The following is an 18050-nucleotide window of genomic DNA, read 5'->3' as shown; positions in this document are numbered from 1 at the left end:
AAATTTATTAAATTGAAAAAAGCTTATTTAGATACCAAATCTAGTAGTTAACTCATTTGTGTTTTTCATTATAAAACGTATTTTTAATATAAAAAAACTAGCAAAAATCATAAATTTTCTTAAAAAAGACAACAAAATAGGGGAGATGAAGAAAATTAATTTCAATAATAAAAAGATTAGGTCACATTAAGCATTATATTTCAAAAGCAATCAATTCAATAAAAATAGCAATACCTTATACGAGCCCATGTATATAAAAAAGTAAACTTTTTCAATGAATTATAGATAAAAATAAATGCTTTTAAAATATTTTATACAACCAGAAGATTTAAATAATTTTTGAGATAAAATTTTTTCAGAAAATGAAACAAAAAAATTTATAATAAGTTGCAAAGGGATATGATAAATCATTACACTCATGAATAAACTGTAGAAGAATTGAACAGTTTCTACAGTTTACTCTGGTTTTAGATTTATCCTGCAATAATACCGCATGCTAAACGCGCGCCACCTCCACCAAGAGGTAGTGGTTTATCTGAGTTATTGTCTCCTCCTACATGGATCATTAATGAACGACCTTGAATTTCAGAAATTTTTTTAATTCGTGGTGCAAGAACACTCATTGTTGCATGCCCATTTTCATCAACATAAAGCGCAGGTAGATCACCAAGGTGTCCGTTAATATTATAAGGACCAAGATGTTTATTAGTATTTTGGGGATCATAATGCGCTCCTGCAGCGCCACCAATCATACCGTCTTTCATATCACATGAAGGGTTCATGTGTACATGAAAACCATGCAAGCCCTCTGGAAGAGTAGATAAATTTGGTGTGAAAATCAAACCATGTGCATTTTCTTCAATTTTTATTATACCTATAGGTTCTTTTACGTCATTTTTTTCTAGCTTGTAAATTGTTACTTGAGTTGTTGCTGCTAATGCAGAAGTAACATAATTTAAAAGCGCAAATGAAAATAAAAAAAGGAGGAAAAACTTATTCATACATCACCTTTTGCACTTATTTTTATATAAAAATATTTAATATGAAGTTTATACTTAATATAATGATTTTATTATATTATTTTTTATTAAATAAGGCGATATTTATTTTAGGCAAATGCAACTTTAAAAAATATACTTTAAACTTTTAAAAACTTTTTTATAAATGTTAATATCGTATGATGATGTTTTTTATTTATGAATAATGTAATTTTCATGATTGAGTGAGCATATATTTTTTAAAAACGCATTTTTAGATAAAAATTTTTTTATGTATAAAATAAATAAAAAATATTTATAACATTCAATTATAATCATTCAGATTGTTAAAATAGTAATATATAACTACTAGTTATATGCTTGCACACAAAATTTATAAACAAAATCATGATACGTATAAAGTTTCTATGAAAACGCAACACATACCAACAAGAATGCCCATTATTGATCCTATTGTTGCTCCAATTATTATACCAATAAGGGATGCTATTCCTACACCCATTGCAATAATTGGTCCAAATCCTGGAAGTGCTATATAGCCATAAGCAGCAAGAACCGCTGCAATCGCACCTGATACACTACCGTTTAAACCGCCGATTAACGCAAGCTCCTTAATAGAATGGCAAATCTTTTTACAAAAGGTTTTCTTACATATCTTTAAATCAACATTTTTATAAGTTTTAAAATCAATCATACCTATTACTTTCATTTTGAATATGAATTGCTCCAGAATAGTCAACTGATATGAGAAAATGGCATTTTTTAAATTCTACTAAAGCACGCCAAATTCCTTTATCGTCTAAACGTAATCGTTTAATATTACTAAAACCATTTTGCTTAAGATAATTTTTAATTTGCGAAACAGTAAATGAATTTTTTCCCGGCTTGCTTATGTCTTGTGTCGTAACATTCTCGAACATTTGACAATAAGAACCACGGAAAACTTCTCCTATTGAATTTGTAGTTGTAGATGAAATATATACAGTTATTATTATAAGAAAAATATTTGATCTTAAATTTTTATTTGATTTCACCTCATCACCATCTCTTTAAAAAGATGCTTTTAAGCATTCACCTCGTATGCTAATTTAACTGTTGTATTTCTTACTGGTTCCCAATATATTTTATTTTTTATTTTATCCTTAACAATGAAGTTCTTTTTTAATTTCAATTCATTAAAACTATTTTATTATTGAAATTGTAATAAAGTAGTCTTTCTTTTTACTCATGAAAAAATGATCTCAAAAAATAGTACATTGTGCAAATATTACCTACCAGACGGTTTATAATGCAAAAATAGTTCTTTGAGTTGTGGTTCTTTTACACGCCTTATCGCTTCTGATGCAGAAACCCATTCATATGTACGTTGACTTTTCTCAGTCCATTTTTCTTCTTGATATAAGTGAAGCACAGCAAAAACATAAACACAGATTTTTTTATTTTTTGCTATCAATAAATCTGATTTTTCATATTCATACGTACCGATAGGAGATGTCTCAATAATACCGCGTATGCCGGCTTCTTCAAAAGCCTCTTGTAATGCTGCTTGTGCAAAAGATTTGTTGGGAACTGGCCAACCCTTTGGTATAATCCACCGACCAGATCTTCTACTGGTAATAAGAAGAAATTCAAGACTTTCATTTTTTATGCGATAAATCATTGCACCAACTTGCAAAAAACGTCCATCGCTTAAAAAAATATGTTTATTGTAAGCTATGTCGTTACCATTCATTTGCTCATCATATTAATATAATGTTTTAGACAATTTGGTTGAAAATGTATGCATAATTTTTTTAAATCCATAACCAGGATGCATACCTTCTCTCATAAAAAAATTACGTAACGGCGAGCAATCACGTAATAATCCTAATCCAATGCTTCGCATAATATGAACAGGAAATATATTAGAGAGTAAAGCATAGTTGAGCGTATGAACGGAACCGCTTCGAATATATATATCAGGTTTACGACATCGATTATAATGCGCAATAATCATTTTAATATTTAAATCAGATACTTGATTAGGAACAACATCCATCAAAGTTTTAACATCACTAAATCCTAAATTTAATCCTTGTGCCCCAATAGGAGGAATAACATGTGCAGACTCACCGACTAAAATTGTTCGATTAGTAGCAAAACAATGAGAAATCAGTCCTGAAAGAGGCCATGCTTGAATTGATGATTCTAGAGTTAAACGGCCAAGAATTGACTGCATTTGTTCTTCAATTATTTTTTCAATTTCTCTTGGCTCCAAATTCAATAATTCTTTAGCTCTGGAAGGAGTAACAACCCATACAAGCCCTGATTTATGCCCTTGAAGCGGAACTTGTGTAAATGGACCACTTTCTGTATGAAATTCAATCGAGGTATTTTGATGAGAAAAATCATGTGAAAAATTTAAAACTAATGCTGTCTGTGAATAATTCCACTGTTTTACTCCTATGCCAGCTGCTGAACGCGTTGGAGAGTGACGTCCATCAGCAGCGATAACAAGTGGTGCTTGAATGATGTTTCCATCCGCAAGAGTAATACATATATGATCTTCTTTATGATCAAAAAACTTTGCTGAAGAGACAAACCTTGTAATATTAGTTGTATTTGAAACAAAATCACATAAAATTTTATTTAATTTTACATTAGGTATATTATAACCAAAAGCTTCCTCTCCAATTTCAGCAGAACAAAAATTTACACTAGGAGCACGCACAATCCTAGATGTAATATCTATGATTTTTATAAAAGATAAAGCCGCAGCATGTTTTTTGAGAATATCCCAAATATTCATTTTTTTTAACATATTAATTGCAGGCATCATAAGAGCTGTTGTTCGCAACTCATCTGCGTGGGGCAGTGGACCAATGAGAAAAACTGAGTACCCTTTGTATGCAAGACCAAGTGCTGCTAACATCCCTACTGGACCCGCACCAACGACAACAATATCTTTGCATTTATCTCTTTTCAACGCCACAATAACTTGAACCTTTTAATTTTTTTAACCATTTTTATGTTTCCAAACGAATAACCATTTTTATTATGTAAATTATTTCTGTTACACTATTTAATAAATAACGCGATATGGAAAAGTGATCTTTTTGTGTTTTTTTTACTGATGAATCATACCATAAAATTGAGGGGAATAGTATATTGCAAAATGAGTGGCGACTTTTAGAATCGAGGATAAAAAATTTTGAAACGTAAATTGGCAAAGAAAATCAAAAAAAAAGCGGATCTGCTACGTCAGAAAAAAGTAACAATGCCCCAAGCGAAGGCATTTTCTGTTCATTTGTTAACAGCTTCGGGTTCATTTTTAGCATTTCTTTCTCTTATATCTGCATCTGAAAAAGAGTGGACTGCTATGTTTTTTTGGCTAGGGCTTGCACTTCTCGTTGATGGTATTGACGGACCAATTGCGCGTAAACTTGATGTTAAATACGTACTTCCAACATGGTCTGGAGAATTGTTAGATAACATTATTGATTATGTAACTTATGTTTTAATTCCAGCATTTGCACTTTATCAAAGTGGTTTTGTGGGTCCAAGATTATCATTTTTACTTAGTGCTATCATTGTTATTTCATCAGCTATTTATTATGCTGATACAGGAATGAAAACTAAAGAGAACTTCTTTAAAGGGTTTCCCGTTGTTTGGAATATGATGATTTTTACGCTTTTTGTTGTAAAACCAGAAGAGTGGATAAGTTTTACCATTATTGTCTTATCTGCAATTATATCTTTTTTACCAATTTATTTTATTCATCCAGTAAGGGTCATCCGTTTACGGAAGATGAATTTTTCAATTTTTCTTTTATGGTGTTTTTTTGGTGGTATTGCATTTTTTTACCAACTCAATGTTCCGTATTGGGTAAAATTAGGAATTTCAGTAACTGGTATTTATATATATTGTATTGGTGCTATCATGCAGCTATTGCCTAAATTAGGAGCACCAAAAAGTCATTAAAAATAATAAATTAGTACTTTAAGATAGTTTTAAAATGCAAATTGATTTTGGAGCAAATGGTTATATTTCTTTTATGAAGGAGGGACGAGCTGGTCTTATAAAGTTAACACGTCCTTCTGTCTTAAATGCTTTTAATCATCAAATGGTTTTTGCTTTTCGAAATGCTCTTAAGGCATGGGAAAAAGATGATGATATTTCTTGTATATTAGTCGAAGGAGAGGGACGTGCTTTTTGTGCAGGCGGGGATGTTGTCGAAATTTATCATATGAGAGAAACTCCCTCTTCTTATCAGTATTTTAGTGATAAATATCGCTTAAACGCTTACATTAAACATTTTCCAAAACCTTATGTTTCTTTCTTAAATGGTATTTGTATGGGAGGAGGGGTAGGTATTTCTATATATGGCTCACACAGAATTGTTACAGAAAATGCAATTCTTGCTATGCCAGAAAGTGCTATTGGTTTTTTTCCAGATGTTGGTGCAAGCTTTTTTTTACCACCTCTTCCTGATTTTTTTGGTGTTTATCTTGCTTTAACAGGCATAAGCATAAAATGGGGAGATTGTTTAAATTTAGGATTAGCAACGCATGCGGTTCCTGAATCCGAACTAAATAGCATTAAAAATACTATTATTGAACAAGGAAATCCTATTTTAGCTTTAAAAGAAAAAACAATCGAAAAAAAGTATGAAACAAATCACAAAATGCGCTGTATAATAAATGCGTGTTTTAGTGCAAATACATTAGAAGAATGTTTAGAATTACTTTATAAAAAAAGTAAGGAAGGAGTTTTATTCGCTAAAAAATGTTATGATATTTTACAGTCACGTTCCCCAACAAGTTTAAAAATTATCTGGAAGCAAATGAAGAAAAATTCATGCAAAACTTTAGAAGAGTGTATGCAAATTGAAAATCGCATCGCACATCATATGATTAATTCACATGATTTTTGTGAAGGTATACGCGCAATGTTAATAGACAAAGATAAGACACCTAAATGGCATCCAGATAAACTCGCAGATGTAACAGACGAAATGATTGATGTTTATTTTCAACCCGTTGAACGAGAATTATTATTTTGATAAATCGCCCTCAAAAACAGATTTCAAAAATCAATATATTTCTATTAATTTATAATTTTTATTTACGTTTTTTGGCGCTCATTTGTTTGAGTTTGAGCATTCTTTATTGGTTGCGTCTTGTTGGTGTTTTTTCTGGAGTTCTCTGGCGTTTTGATCTTATGCCATGGCAGTGGCAATTTTTATCTGGAACATTAGCTGTTGTTTATCCCATCGCATTACTCGGACTTTGGATGTATTCACCGTGGGGGATTGTATTATGGTGCATTGCAGCTTTAACAGAAACATTAGTAATAACGAACTTGTATTCTCATTCTATCTATGAACTATTTACGTTATTATTACATGGAATATTATTTTTAATTTTTATACTTTTACAAAGTATAATACTTTTTTTAAAAAAAAATAATGATCCTGATACTATAACTAATTATTAAATTGAAAAGCTTCGAGCTAATAATTTTAGCTCGAAGCTTTTAATAAAATTATATAACTTTCTTAATGTCGTAAAACTTTCTCAATAGGAAAATAATGTCGTCAGACTTCCTAAATTATTGTAAAACCTTTATATCTAATAATAGAATAGAATTTTTTTAACAAAATGGAACCCACCATAAGTCCAAACTACTGGTAGCTTTTGCTGAGAAAATCCATATTAATGATGCCAATGTTCCAAAAAATGATGCTATTAACATTATAATACATATCCTTTCTATTAAAAATATTCCATAATATATATTATGCGATAATATGAATGTGATTAGAGCAAAGAAAAAATCTTTAATTAGACTTATTTCGTACACATTTTCACATTTTTGTCACAGACATCACTTTTGTAACAAAAATATGTCAATAATTTGACATCTATCTTTTATAATTAAAATATTGTTTGAAAAATAAAAAATAATAAGAAGTAATTCAAATAAATAAACAAAATTACTGAAATAATTTTAAATATTTTACCTATTATAAATCATAAAAAAACTTATAGTATTTGCATAATTTTTGTTTAAATATTATTAATAATAACATGAAATAAATACATAAAAACTTATTGAAATAATAATATTTTTATAAGAACAAAATCATACTTTAAATTGATTTAATATTCTAATAAGTATCAACAGATATAGCTGTTTCAAAAGTAAGCCCTTGATATGCAGGAGTAACATATACTGGAATATATTTTACAAGTTCATTATAATCGAGCGATTTATCCATATGTGTTAATATGGCTTTCTTTGGCTTTAAATATTTTATCCATTGTAAAGCTTGATCAACTGAAAAATGACTTTTATGAGGTTCAAATTGAAGCGCTTCAATAATTAAAATATCCAAGTTCATTAATTTTACTAATGTTTTTTCCGGAAATTCACTTACATCTGTACAATAAGCAACATTGCCAATACGAAATCCTAAAGAATGAATGGCACCATGAAATTGTAAATGCGTACTGACAGTTATTGCCCCTCCCTGTCCCTGAATTATAAACTGGCTATCTTCATTGATAAGATTTGCTTTTAAAATGGGTGTATAAAGCGAATTATTAGGTGTTTGAAAACAATATCCAAAAGCATTGTTTAAATGCTCTATTGTAGGCGCATCTGCATAAATATCTATCAAACCTTTTTGTGTAAGGGCATAGCTACGTAAATCATCTATACCATGAATATGATCTGCGTGAAAATGCGTATAGAGAACTGCATCAATATGTTTCACACATCCATCTATCATTTGTGATCTAAAGTCTGGGCCAGTATCAATCACAAGGATTGTTTTTTTTCCTGATGAATGAATACGTTCTACTAATAAAGAACTTCGATAACGTTTATTTTTAGAATTATTAGGATCACAAACTCCCCAATCACCATTAGGGCGTGGAACTCCCGCAGAAGGACCACAACCTAATATTGTAAATCGGTACCGATCACTCATACCTCTTGCCTTATTTCATTTTGTTAAATAAGTGAAAAGCATTTTTCGTCGTTATTTGAGCTATTTCTTCAATCTTTAAGCCGAGAGTTTCAGCTAAAGTAGCTGCTGTATAACGCATAAAAGAAGGCTCATTTGTTTTACCTCGATAAGGAATAGGAGCTAAAAATGGTGCATCTGTTTCAATTAATAAACGTTCATGAGGCACAATTTTTGCTATTTCACGAACTTCAGAAGCATTTTTAAAAGTAAGAATGCCCGAAAAAGATATATAACCACCTAATTCAATACCAACACGAGCAAGATGCATTCCAGATGAGTAACAATGAAACACGAATGGAAAACTCCCCTCTTTCATTTGTTCGCGTAATATTTGCTCCATATCTGTATCAGCATTACGCGAATGAATGATAAGAGGCAACTGCGTTTCTCTAGAAGCTATAATATGTTCTAAAAAACTTTTCTGTTGCTCCTTTGGTGAAGAATATTCATAATAATAATCAAGACCTGTTTCTCCAAATGCAACAATTTTAGGATGTGTTGACAGACGAATAAGGTCTTCATTTTTAATATTTTGTTCTTCATGAGAGTGATTAGGATGGATTCCAACAGAACAAAAAACGTTATCATGAGCTTGTGTAATTGCTAAAAGCTTATCCAATTCGCTAACACGTGTTGAAACTGTTATCATACGTTTAACGTCAGCATTTAAAGCGCGTTGAATAACACCATTCAAATCTTGTTTAATACTATCAAAATCAAGATGACAATGCGTATCAATCAGCACGATGGATATCCTCTTTCTGAAAAGTATAACGGGGGAAAATTGGTTCTGGTAATGGAAGCTCACAACCTTCCTGCATCTTCGAATTTCTTACATGATACAATAATCTATCTTCTTTAGAAATTGCAAGACTATCAAGTAGTTTGCTTGCTGATTGTGGTATAAAAGGTAACAACATAATTCCTATTCGCCGCAAAACTTCTACGGTTACATAAAGAACCGTAAAGAATCTTTCTGGATCATTTTTTCGTAAATTCCAAGGTTGTTCATTGGCAAAATAACGATTAGCATCTGCTATAACTGAAAAAATCGCTGAAAGTGCTAAATGCATTTTTTGAAAACACATAGCTTGACGTACATTTTCAAGTACTTGAAGAGATTGCTCCAAAAGTTGTTCATCTTGAGCTAAAAATCCTGTTGGTACAGGAACTTTTGCATCACAATTTTTAGTGATCATAGATAAAGAGCGTTGTGCTAAATTACCAAGATCATTAGCAAGATCTGCATTGATACGATTCACAAAATGATCATGACTATAACTGCCATCTTGCCCAAACGCTACTTCACGAAGGAGAAAATAACGCACCTGATCAAGACCATAACGATCTATCATTTCAAAAGGATCGATAACATTCCCTACAGATTTTGACATTTTTGCACCACGGTTAAGTAAAAAACCATGTGCAAAAATGCGCTTAGGCAATTCAATTCCAGCAGACATTAAAAATGCTGGCCAATAAACTGCATGGAAACGAATAATGTCCTTACCAATGATATGAAGATTGGCAGGCCAAAAGTCATGATTTTTTGAATTTTTATCAAAAAAGCCAATTGCTGATAAATAGTTTGTGAGTGCATCAACCCAAACGTACATCACATGTTTGGGATTATTTGGAACAGAGATTCCCCAATTAAAGCTTGTCCGTGAAATAGAAACATCTTTTAAACCCGATTTTATAAAGCTTATAACTTCATTGCGCCGTTCAGCAGGAGCGATAAAATCAGGATGTTTTTTATAATATTCAAGGAGAGCATCTTCATAACGAGAGAGTCTAAAAAAGTAGCTTTCCTCCTCGTTCCATTCAACTGGAGATCCTAATTCTTTTTCACGGCGAACATTATCCTCTCCAATTTCAGTATCCTTCTCCTCATAATAAGCTTCCTGACGAACTGAGTACCAACCACTATAACGGCCAAGATAAATGTCACCGTTGGCTTCCATCTTTTTCCAAATTTCTTGACAAGCTTGGTAATGCCGTTCTTCTGTCGTGCGAATAAAGTCATCATTAGAGCAATTTAATGCCGTAAGCATTTCCTTAAACACAGCACTGTTACGATCTGCAAGTTGTTGAGGGGTTACACCTGATGCCTCTGCTGTTTGTTGCATTTTTAAACCATGCTCATCCGTACCAGAAAGAAAAAAAACATCTTTTCCATCTAATCGATAAAAGCGAGCTAAAGCATCGCTTGCAATTGCACTATAAGCATGTCCAATATGTGGAGCGCCATTAGGGTAAAAAATTGGAGTAGTTATATAATATGTGTCACGCATGTCATACTCGTTGTAAACGCCATAGAAGTTATAATGACATAACGTCTGTCAATCACATTGTCACGGAAAAAGCTTACTTTCTTGAAATATCTTATGCACTTTAAAAAGCAGATTAATAACAAATTGCTTTTTATCAAGATTTAATAATTGTATTTCCCCTATTTCTTGATGAATTTCCTGCCATGCTTGCGCATACTTTTTTGAAAGAGTAAGATTTCCCATTTCACCAAACATGATAGCTACTTTTTGAATTTTATCAAGAATCTCATCACAAAATTGTTGGAATTGAATTCCTGAAGTAGAAGAGGATAATGTTTGAGCAAGATGATGCGCGATAGTTATGTTATATACAGGTTTCTCTAAAAGAGAATCGATAGTTTTAATAATTTCAAATCCACAATGACAAATAAGTAAAGCAGCTTTTCTAGGATTTCCTTTAGATTTTTGAACAATCATTTTAACAGTTTCTTCATCAATATTGTTTTTATTAGAAAAAACATGTGTAATAACCTGTTTGACTTCATCATTGCGCAATGGTTGCAAAGAAATCTGTTGGCACCGTGAGCGGATTGTTGGAAGCAATTGTCCAGAAGAGTGCGTGATAATAATAAATAAAGTCTTTGCAGGAGGCTCTTCAAGCGTTTTGAGAATTGCGTTAGCAGCGTTTCTGTTCATATCATCTGCAGAATCAATAATAACAATGCGCCATCCATTATTTTGCACCGTTTGATTTAAAAAATGAATAACATCACGAATATCGTCAATAGATATATTTGCTTTAAATTTTTGTGTTTTTAAATCAAAGCGACGTGAGATATGTAAAAAATTAGGATGACTGCCTTGTGTAATTTGGCGCCATATTATTGAATTGGGTTCTGGTTGCCAAAAGTGACTCTTTTGAGAACTTAAAATATTCCAAGCAAAATGAAAAGCCAACGTGGCCTTTCCAATTCCGTACTCTCCTTCAAATAATAACGCATGATGTAAACGCTCTTTTTCAAACATTTGCATCAAAAAATGACGAACATCCTCATGACCAAAGATAATATTATTTTGTGATGACGACAAAATTGTATCTATATCATCATATTGGCGTAAAAAATTTACATCACTCATGGAAAACAGTCCAATATCTTTTGGTGACAAATATCTTTTATTTGATGTGCAATAGCTTCCACTGTACCTGTCGCATCAATTACATGAAATCGATGAGATTCTTGTTTTGCTAATTGAAGAAAAGCCTGACGTCTTTGTTCTTGGATCTTTAATTCGTCTTTTTCAAAATAATCAATTGTTTCTGTTTTTTTTCTTCGTAAATTGGCACGCTTTATACCGCATATTGCGGGCATATCGAGCAAAAATGTTAAATGAGGTATCATCTCATTTATAGCAATATTTTCTAAAACTGAAAGGGTGCAATGACTTATCTTCTCATTGAGACCTTGATAAACACGTGTAGAATCAATAAAGCGGTCGCATAAAATAATTTTACCTTTTTGCAAAGAAGGTACGATGACTTCAGCAACATGATCAGCACGTGCTGCAGTTAATAAAACTGCTTCCATTAAAGGTCCGTAATGTTGTGCCTGACCCGTTAATAAAACATGGCGTATTGCTTCTGCTCCCGCTGTTCCTCCTGGTTCTCGCGTTGTAATAACATCATACCCCTTGTTACAGAGATACTGACTAAGTAAAGAAATTTGCGTTGTTTTTCCTACTCCTTCTCCCCCTTCAAATGTAATGAAACAACCTGACACGTATGAACCTAACCTTATTTTAGCATATTTAAAAATATTTTCTTAACCATCCAATTGTCACTTCATACAGTGCATCTTTTACTTTTGCAAAGAAAGTTCCTTTTCGAATATTATCCCCAGCAAAAACTGGCTTTTTAAAAATAATTTTTTCATTTTCTAAAACTTGAATAGTACCAACAGGTTGTCCTGAAACAATAGGGGCTTTTAATGGACCATGATATTTAATTTTTACTTTAACATTACTTTCTTTTTCATTCGAAAGCATAAAACTTATCGGTTCTTTGACAATTAACGGAACAAAATTCTGCGATCCGCCATAAACAAAAGCATGACCAACTACTTCCCCTTTTGTAAAAATTGTTTTAAAATCAAAAGTTGTCCTTCCCCATTCAAGAATACGTTCTACTTCTTTTGTACGTCCTTTACCATCTTGTAAACCATTTATTGCTAAAAAAAGGCGCCGATGATTCATACAGGTGGAAACAACCATTGCAAATCCTTCTTCTTCGCTATAACCAAAGCCAAAGCCTTCTACACCAATTTTTTTAGCGATAAGAGGATTTTTATTACGTTGAAAAATTTTATTCCAAGTAAAATGAGGTTCACGATAAAGCGCATAATAATCGGAATATTCATAAATGATGTGATGCACTAATGTTATCATATCTCGTAACGTTACGAACTGCCCATCCTCAGGAAGACCTGTCGCATTGACAAAATGGCTATGTGATAACCCAAGTATCTTAGCGCGCTGATTCATCAATTTTGCAAAATCAGCCTCGCTTCCTGCTATCCCTTCAGCCAAAGTAATAGCCGCATCATTTGCATTGATAATAATCAAACCATGCAAAAGATCAGAAACACTAATTTCTGTTTTTACTTTCGCAAACATAGTCGTCGTACCGGAAGGTGCTCCACCCTTGCGCCAAGCATTTTCACTCACTTTAAATGTTTGTGCGCTGGTTAAGAGTCCTTCTTTTAATTGATGAAATACAACTTCAGCCGTCATTAATTTTGCTAATGATGCAGGAAAAAAAGCAACATCACTATTTTTTTCAAAAAGAATTGTGCCTGTATCATCATCTAGAAACAATAATTGAGAGGCTGAAGTCTGAAAATTTTTTGCTCTTCCCTGCTCAGATGACGTTAATATTAAAAATAAAATAAACAAAACCCTTAATGTCGTGCTCATAGCTAATCCTTCCCCTCCCATATCTAAAGAATCAGCATAAAATAATTTTCTTAAAGAACTTTCTTATATAAAAAAGACGTGTCGCTTTTTTACAAAACAAGAGTCGCTTTTATATAATAAAAAACTAATCCCGGGTTCCTTAAGATCATTGAAACCAGCTTGTGTTTATTTTTTTATTTTTCTCATTTACAAAAGCTACCTGATCAAATGCTACAGGCTTATTAACTAAAATAGGACCAATATCTGGCAACTTTATTGAAAAAAATTTATTCAAGAGTTTTTGTTTCATTTCAACTTTGACTAACTCTTTTTGGGTATCAAAATCGAATTTTTCTAACGCAACATCTTCTTTTTTACCTGAACTATCTGCCAACGCTAATAGTGAGTCTGGATTTTGAATAGTATATGAAGCCATTAAATATGCGCCATCATAATAACCAATAGGTGCGGAAGAAATATATTCTACTTTTACATTTGTCACCCCTAGATTAACATAACCAAGTATCGTTGCGGCTTGTTTTGATAAATCAATGATTCTATCTTTCATAAATGGACCACGATCATTTACTCTAACAATAAGAGAAGCTCCATTTTCTAAGTTAGTAACACGCGCATAACTAGGTAAAGGCATTGTAGGATGAGCGGCTGTTAAAAGATTCATATCATAAATTTCACCATTTGCAGTTAAGCGCCCATGAAAATATGAACCATACCATGATGCTTCTCCAACACGTTTATAAGTTGGATCATTTTTAGGATAATACCACTTCCCTTTTATTTGATAAGGTTTTCCAACAGTAGCATATCCACTACCCTCTTTTTTCAGTTTATTCTGTTGCAGTTTCTCTTGCTTTTTTAAAACTTTTTTAGGGAGAGAAACATCTGTTACTTCTTTTTCTATTCTATTATGATCTGAATTTTTTACTGTAAACTTTGCGAATTTGCTTGTACTACAGGATATCAATAACTGAGAAACAGCTATTATAAAAACAACTTTAGAGATTAATTCGACAATGGAACCATTCTGTTTTTGGAAACCATTTTGTTTTTTATTATTAGGCATTTATCATCCTGATGATTTATATTCACTACTTATTTAATAAAAAAATCGTATTTTCATACGAAATAAAAATTTTGTCATAAATTATCCTTGTTCAGGATTTACGGTATGTTTAAATTCTGCCTTTTATCATAAAATTAACATAATGTTAACTTTTTCATCACATGTAAAAAAATAAATGCTATCTAATGAAGCATTAAAATGATTTTAAATATAAAGAAATCAATACGATAATATAAACTGTGAATAAGTATATTTGTTGTACACAAACAGCAATAAATTATGTTATTGAACGTAAAAAGAATAGAAAAAACTAAAAGTTAAATAATAATATTTATCATTTTATAAAATTTTACGCCTCATTATTTAACAATTGCTTGTAAAGATTTGAATCTTATAAATTTTGTTTATAAAAGCATGCATATCACGTATAATAATAGAGTGATACATAATAGATTTATATTCATTCTGTTTTTAAAATCTCAAAATAAATATCAATTACATCGGCTTTTTTAAATTGAATCATTTTTATAATGTTTTTTAAAGTAATATTTACAAAAATATCTCTAAATAAATCTTATTTCTGCATTTTTATCTCTTTATTGAAAGATGAATAGTAAAGATTATTATCAAAAAAACTTAATAAATACTTCTTAAATTTAGATAAAAAAATTTAGAAGTAGTAATACTACAAAAAAATAGTAAAATTAGCTACCTATTTGGGTATGACTAACTTTTTAAAACTAAACCCCATTGCCACTTTATCTCAATTTTAATAAAATGTTTTATACATTATATTTTGCAGCTATTTTTATTAATTACAACATAAGCTTCATGCTCATATAAATTTGCTAATGACATTTAAACCAAAACATATTGATCGTGACCACTTACCATATCATTTTAAAGCAATTCACGATAATTCACCAGTTGAATGGAAAGTGAGTCACAATTTGATCGAATATCCTGAAGCACTGCGTTATATGCAAGAACGTGTGGAGAATATTATTATGAAATCCGCACGCGAACAAATTTGGCTTCTTGAACACCCTCCCCTCTATACAGCTGGTACAAGTGCAAATAAAAAAGATCTTTTAATCCCTGACTTATTTCCTGTTTATGAAGCTGGTCGTGGCGGCGAATTTACATACCATGGACCAGGACAACGTATTCTTTATATTATGCTTGACCTTAAACGTCGAAAACAAGACATTCGCGCTTTTATTAGTGCATTAGAAGAATGGATTATACAAGTGCTTGCGAAGTTTAATATTAAAGGTGAACGCCGTGAAGACCGAGTGGGTGTATGGATTAAACGATCGAATGACCTATCTGCACAAAATAGTATTTTTCGTGAAGATAAAATTGCTGCTATTGGCATACGTGTACGCAAATGGGTAAGCTTTCATGGAATTTCTATAAATGTTAATCCTAATTTGACACATTATTCAGGTATTGTTCCTTGTGGAATTGCAAATCATGGTGTAACCAGCCTTGTTGATTTAGGTTTTCCCATAACAATGCGTAATATTGATATTGCTCTCAAAAACATATTTGAAGAAATTTTTGGTCTAACAATTGATGTTTCCTAAATACATTGATTTTTCAATAAAACACAGGCATAAGATTTATTTTAATAGGGATGATGATTAAGCGCCATGAGCGATAATAATAAAGATCTTTTTAGTGTTTTAGACAGTGCTCAATCTCGGATAAACGTAAAAGAAAAAAATTCACAAACTTCAATGAACGCACCTATAAACCTAGGAGAAACCTCCTCAAAAAAAGATACATCAAAAGATGAATATAATGCTCACTCTATTCGGGTTCTGGAAGGCTTAGAACCTGTACGTTTGCGCCCTGGAATGTATATAGGTGGAACAGATAGCAAAGCACTTCATCACCTATTTGCCGAAATTATCGACAATGCAATGGACGAAGCCGTGGCTGGTTATGCAGATTTAATTGATGTATCATTAGATAAAAATGGTTATTTAACAGTTACGGATAATGGGCGCGGTATTCCTGTTGAAAATCATCCTCAAATGCCTGAAAAGTCTACGCTTGAAGTCATTATGACACAACTACATTCAGGTGGGAAATTTGATGGGAAGGTGTATCAAACAGCTGGAGGGCTACATGGAGTAGGAATTTCTGTTGTCAATGCTTTATCTGATGATATGGAAGTTGAAGTAGCGCGGGATCGCAAGCTTTATCGACAACGATTTTCACGTGGTATTCCTCAATCTGGATTGGAAGATTTAGGCGATGTCTATAATCGCCGTGGAACAAGAGTTCGTTTTCATCCTGATCATAAAATTTTTGGAGAAAAAGCTGCTTTTGATCCAGAAATAATTTATAAAATGACGCGTTCTAAAGCTTATCTTTTTGGTGGAGTAAAAATTCGCTGGAATTGTGATCTTACTGTACTTAAAAACGCGAAAAATATTCCAGAAAAAGCTGTTTTTTATTTTCCAGATGGACTTAAGGATTATTTACGATCATCATTAAAAAATGAAGAACAAATAACATCAGAAATTTTTTCTGGCAAAACAAAACAACGCGATGGGCATGGCTTAGTAGAATGGGCGGTAGCTTGGCATAATGGAGATTCTTGCGTACAATCTTATTGCAATACTATTCCTACCAGAGAAGGTGGAACACACGAATTAGGACTTCGACAAGCTCTTTTACGCGGATTAAAATCCTATGCTGAATTAATAGGAAACAAGCGTGCGTCGATCATCACATCTGATGATGTTATGGCTTCAACAGTTGCAATACTTTCAGTTTTTCTCAAAGAACCTGAATTTGTTGGACAAACCAAAGATCGGCTCTCAACAATAGAAGCGCAACGTATTGTTGAAAATGCAATACGCGATTCTTTTGATCATTGGTTGACAAATTCTCCTCAAGAATCAACCAAACTGCTTGATTGGATTGTTGAACGTGCTGAAGAACGAGTTAAACGACGTCAAGATAAAGAAATTAATAGAAAAACGGCTGTACGTAAATTGCGTTTGCCCGGTAAATTAGCAGATTGTAGTCAAAGCTCTGCTTCTGGTGCTGAATTATTTATTGTTGAAGGTGACTCTGCTGGTGGTTCTGCTAAACAAGCACGAAACAGAACAAATCAAGCTATCTTACCCCTTCGTGGAAAAATTCTAAATGTAGCCAGTGCAGCACATGAAAAAATGAGCTCAAGCCAAACAATTAAAGATCTTATACTTGCCCTTGGATGTGGAACACGTTCTAAATATCGTGAAGAAGACCTTAGATATGAACGCGTTATTATTATGACAGATGCAGATGTTGATGGCGCCCATATTGCTTCACTCCTCATCACCTTCTTTTTTCAAGAAATGCCTGACCTGATTCGTCAAGGACATTTGTATCTTGCTGTCCCTCCTCTTTACAGAATATCACAAGGAGGAAAAGTTGCTTATGCACGCGATGATACTCATAAAGATGAGTTATTAAAAACTGAGTTTACAGGAAAAGCCAAAATCGAAATTGGACGTTTTAAAGGACTTGGTGAAATGCGCGCTGAACAGCTCAAAGAAACAACCATGCACCCTCAAAAACGCACGCTTTTACGTATTTCTGTTGATTCAATCCAAATGCAAGAAACTAAAGAGACAGTAGAAAATTTAATGGGAACTAAACCAGAAGCACGATTTAAGTTTATACAAGAAAACTCTACTTTTGCTTCTAATCTCAATATCTGATAGAAAAA

17 protein-coding genes are annotated in these 18050 nt (G+C 32.2%); 5 read left to right on the top strand and 12 right to left on the bottom strand.

Features of this window, described 5'->3' with window-relative positions; genetic code table 11:
- Positions 1–473 precede the first annotated feature (473 nt).
- The 5 genes from sodC to V4P55_RS02065 all read right to left on the bottom strand — a co-directional run bounded on the left by sodC (position 474) and on the right by V4P55_RS02065 (position 3909).
- A complete protein-coding gene (gene sodC, locus V4P55_RS02085) occupies positions 474–1001 on the bottom strand; it encodes a superoxide dismutase [Cu-Zn] SodC (RefSeq protein WP_455474803.1) in 528 nt (175 codons plus the stop codon).
- A 382-nt stretch (positions 1002–1383) separates the two neighbouring features.
- Positions 1384–1707 (bottom strand): hypothetical protein, encoded by a 324-nt coding sequence (locus V4P55_RS02080; protein ID WP_455474802.1) that lies wholly within the window; start codon positions 1705–1707, stop codon positions 1384–1386.
- Complete coding sequence (locus tag V4P55_RS02075; RefSeq protein WP_455474801.1) at positions 1685–2032, bottom strand: hypothetical protein; 348 nt, start codon at positions 2030–2032, stop codon at positions 1685–1687. Before V4P55_RS02075 ends, V4P55_RS02080 begins: the two co-directional genes overlap by 23 nt.
- 233 nt (positions 2033–2265) lie before the next feature.
- Positions 2266–2730: an NUDIX hydrolase gene (locus V4P55_RS02070; RefSeq protein ID WP_455474800.1), complete on the bottom strand. Its 465-nt coding sequence runs from the start codon at positions 2728–2730 to the stop codon at positions 2266–2268.
- Between the two features lie 12 nt (positions 2731–2742).
- Entirely contained in the window at positions 2743–3909 is a 1167-nt protein-coding gene (locus tag V4P55_RS02065; protein ID WP_455475099.1) for a UbiH/UbiF family hydroxylase, read from the bottom strand.
- Positions 3910–4188: 279 nt separating this feature from the next.
- Here V4P55_RS02065 and pcsA point away from each other — a divergent pair, with 279 nt between their 5' ends.
- The 3 genes from pcsA to V4P55_RS02050 are packed head-to-tail and all read left to right on the top strand — an operon-like array spanning position 4189 to position 6474.
- The gene (gene pcsA / locus V4P55_RS02060; RefSeq protein ID WP_455474799.1) at positions 4189–4959 is read left to right on the top strand and encodes a phosphatidylcholine synthase; all 771 of its coding nucleotides are present in this window, start codon (positions 4189–4191) and stop codon (positions 4957–4959) included.
- Between the two features lie 34 nt (positions 4960–4993).
- On the top strand, positions 4994–6040 hold the full coding sequence (locus V4P55_RS02055) for an enoyl-CoA hydratase/isomerase family protein (RefSeq protein WP_455474798.1): 1047 nt from the start codon (positions 4994–4996) through the stop codon (positions 6038–6040).
- Positions 6037–6474, top strand: coding sequence for a DUF6163 family protein (locus V4P55_RS02050; protein ID WP_455474797.1), 438 nt, complete (start codon positions 6037–6039; stop codon positions 6472–6474). Before V4P55_RS02055 ends, V4P55_RS02050 begins: the two co-directional genes overlap by 4 nt.
- A gap of 673 nt (positions 6475–7147) precedes the next feature.
- Here V4P55_RS02050 and V4P55_RS02045 read toward each other — a convergent pair.
- The 7 genes from V4P55_RS02045 to V4P55_RS02015 all read right to left on the bottom strand — a co-directional run bounded on the left by V4P55_RS02045 (position 7148) and on the right by V4P55_RS02015 (position 14317).
- A complete protein-coding gene (locus tag V4P55_RS02045) occupies positions 7148–7972 on the bottom strand; it encodes an MBL fold metallo-hydrolase (RefSeq protein ID WP_455474796.1) in 825 nt (274 codons plus the stop codon).
- 10 nt (positions 7973–7982) lie between these two features.
- A complete protein-coding gene (locus V4P55_RS02040; RefSeq protein ID WP_455474795.1) occupies positions 7983–8756 on the bottom strand; it encodes a TatD family hydrolase in 774 nt (257 codons plus the stop codon).
- Positions 8746–10305 carry a methionine--tRNA ligase gene (metG, locus tag V4P55_RS02035; protein ID WP_455474794.1) on the bottom strand — a complete coding sequence of 520 codons (1560 nt, stop codon included), beginning with the start codon at positions 10303–10305 and terminating at the stop codon, positions 8746–8748. The genes V4P55_RS02040 and metG overlap by 11 nt, the downstream gene beginning before the upstream one ends.
- 60 nt (positions 10306–10365) lie before the next feature.
- A complete protein-coding gene (locus V4P55_RS02030; protein WP_455474793.1) occupies positions 10366–11421 on the bottom strand; it encodes a DNA polymerase III subunit delta' in 1056 nt (351 codons plus the stop codon).
- Positions 11418–12062, bottom strand: coding sequence for a dTMP kinase (tmk, locus tag V4P55_RS02025; protein WP_455474792.1), 645 nt, complete (start codon positions 12060–12062; stop codon positions 11418–11420). The genes V4P55_RS02030 and tmk overlap by 4 nt, the downstream gene beginning before the upstream one ends.
- 28 nt (positions 12063–12090) lie before the next feature.
- A complete protein-coding gene (locus V4P55_RS02020; protein ID WP_455474791.1) occupies positions 12091–13254 on the bottom strand; it encodes a D-alanyl-D-alanine carboxypeptidase family protein in 1164 nt (387 codons plus the stop codon).
- A 145-nt stretch (positions 13255–13399) separates the two neighbouring features.
- A complete protein-coding gene (locus tag V4P55_RS02015; RefSeq protein ID WP_455474790.1) occupies positions 13400–14317 on the bottom strand; it encodes a septal ring lytic transglycosylase RlpA family protein in 918 nt (305 codons plus the stop codon).
- Positions 14318–15168: 851 nt separating this feature from the next.
- Between V4P55_RS02015 and lipB the strand changes: the two genes are divergently transcribed.
- Positions 15169–15906 carry a lipoyl(octanoyl) transferase LipB gene (gene lipB, locus V4P55_RS02010; RefSeq protein WP_455474789.1) on the top strand — a complete coding sequence of 246 codons (738 nt, stop codon included), beginning with the start codon at positions 15169–15171 and terminating at the stop codon, positions 15904–15906.
- Positions 15907–15972: 66 nt separating this feature from the next.
- On the top strand, positions 15973–18042 hold the full coding sequence (gene parE / locus V4P55_RS02005) for a DNA topoisomerase IV subunit B (RefSeq protein WP_455474788.1): 2070 nt from the start codon (positions 15973–15975) through the stop codon (positions 18040–18042).
- Positions 18043–18050: the final 8 nt, after the last annotated feature.

Source organism: Bartonella sp. B30(2025) (assembly GCF_053793825.1).
The sequence above is the reverse complement of the archived record's forward strand: the minus strand, read 5'-3'. Positions and strand labels throughout refer to the sequence as shown.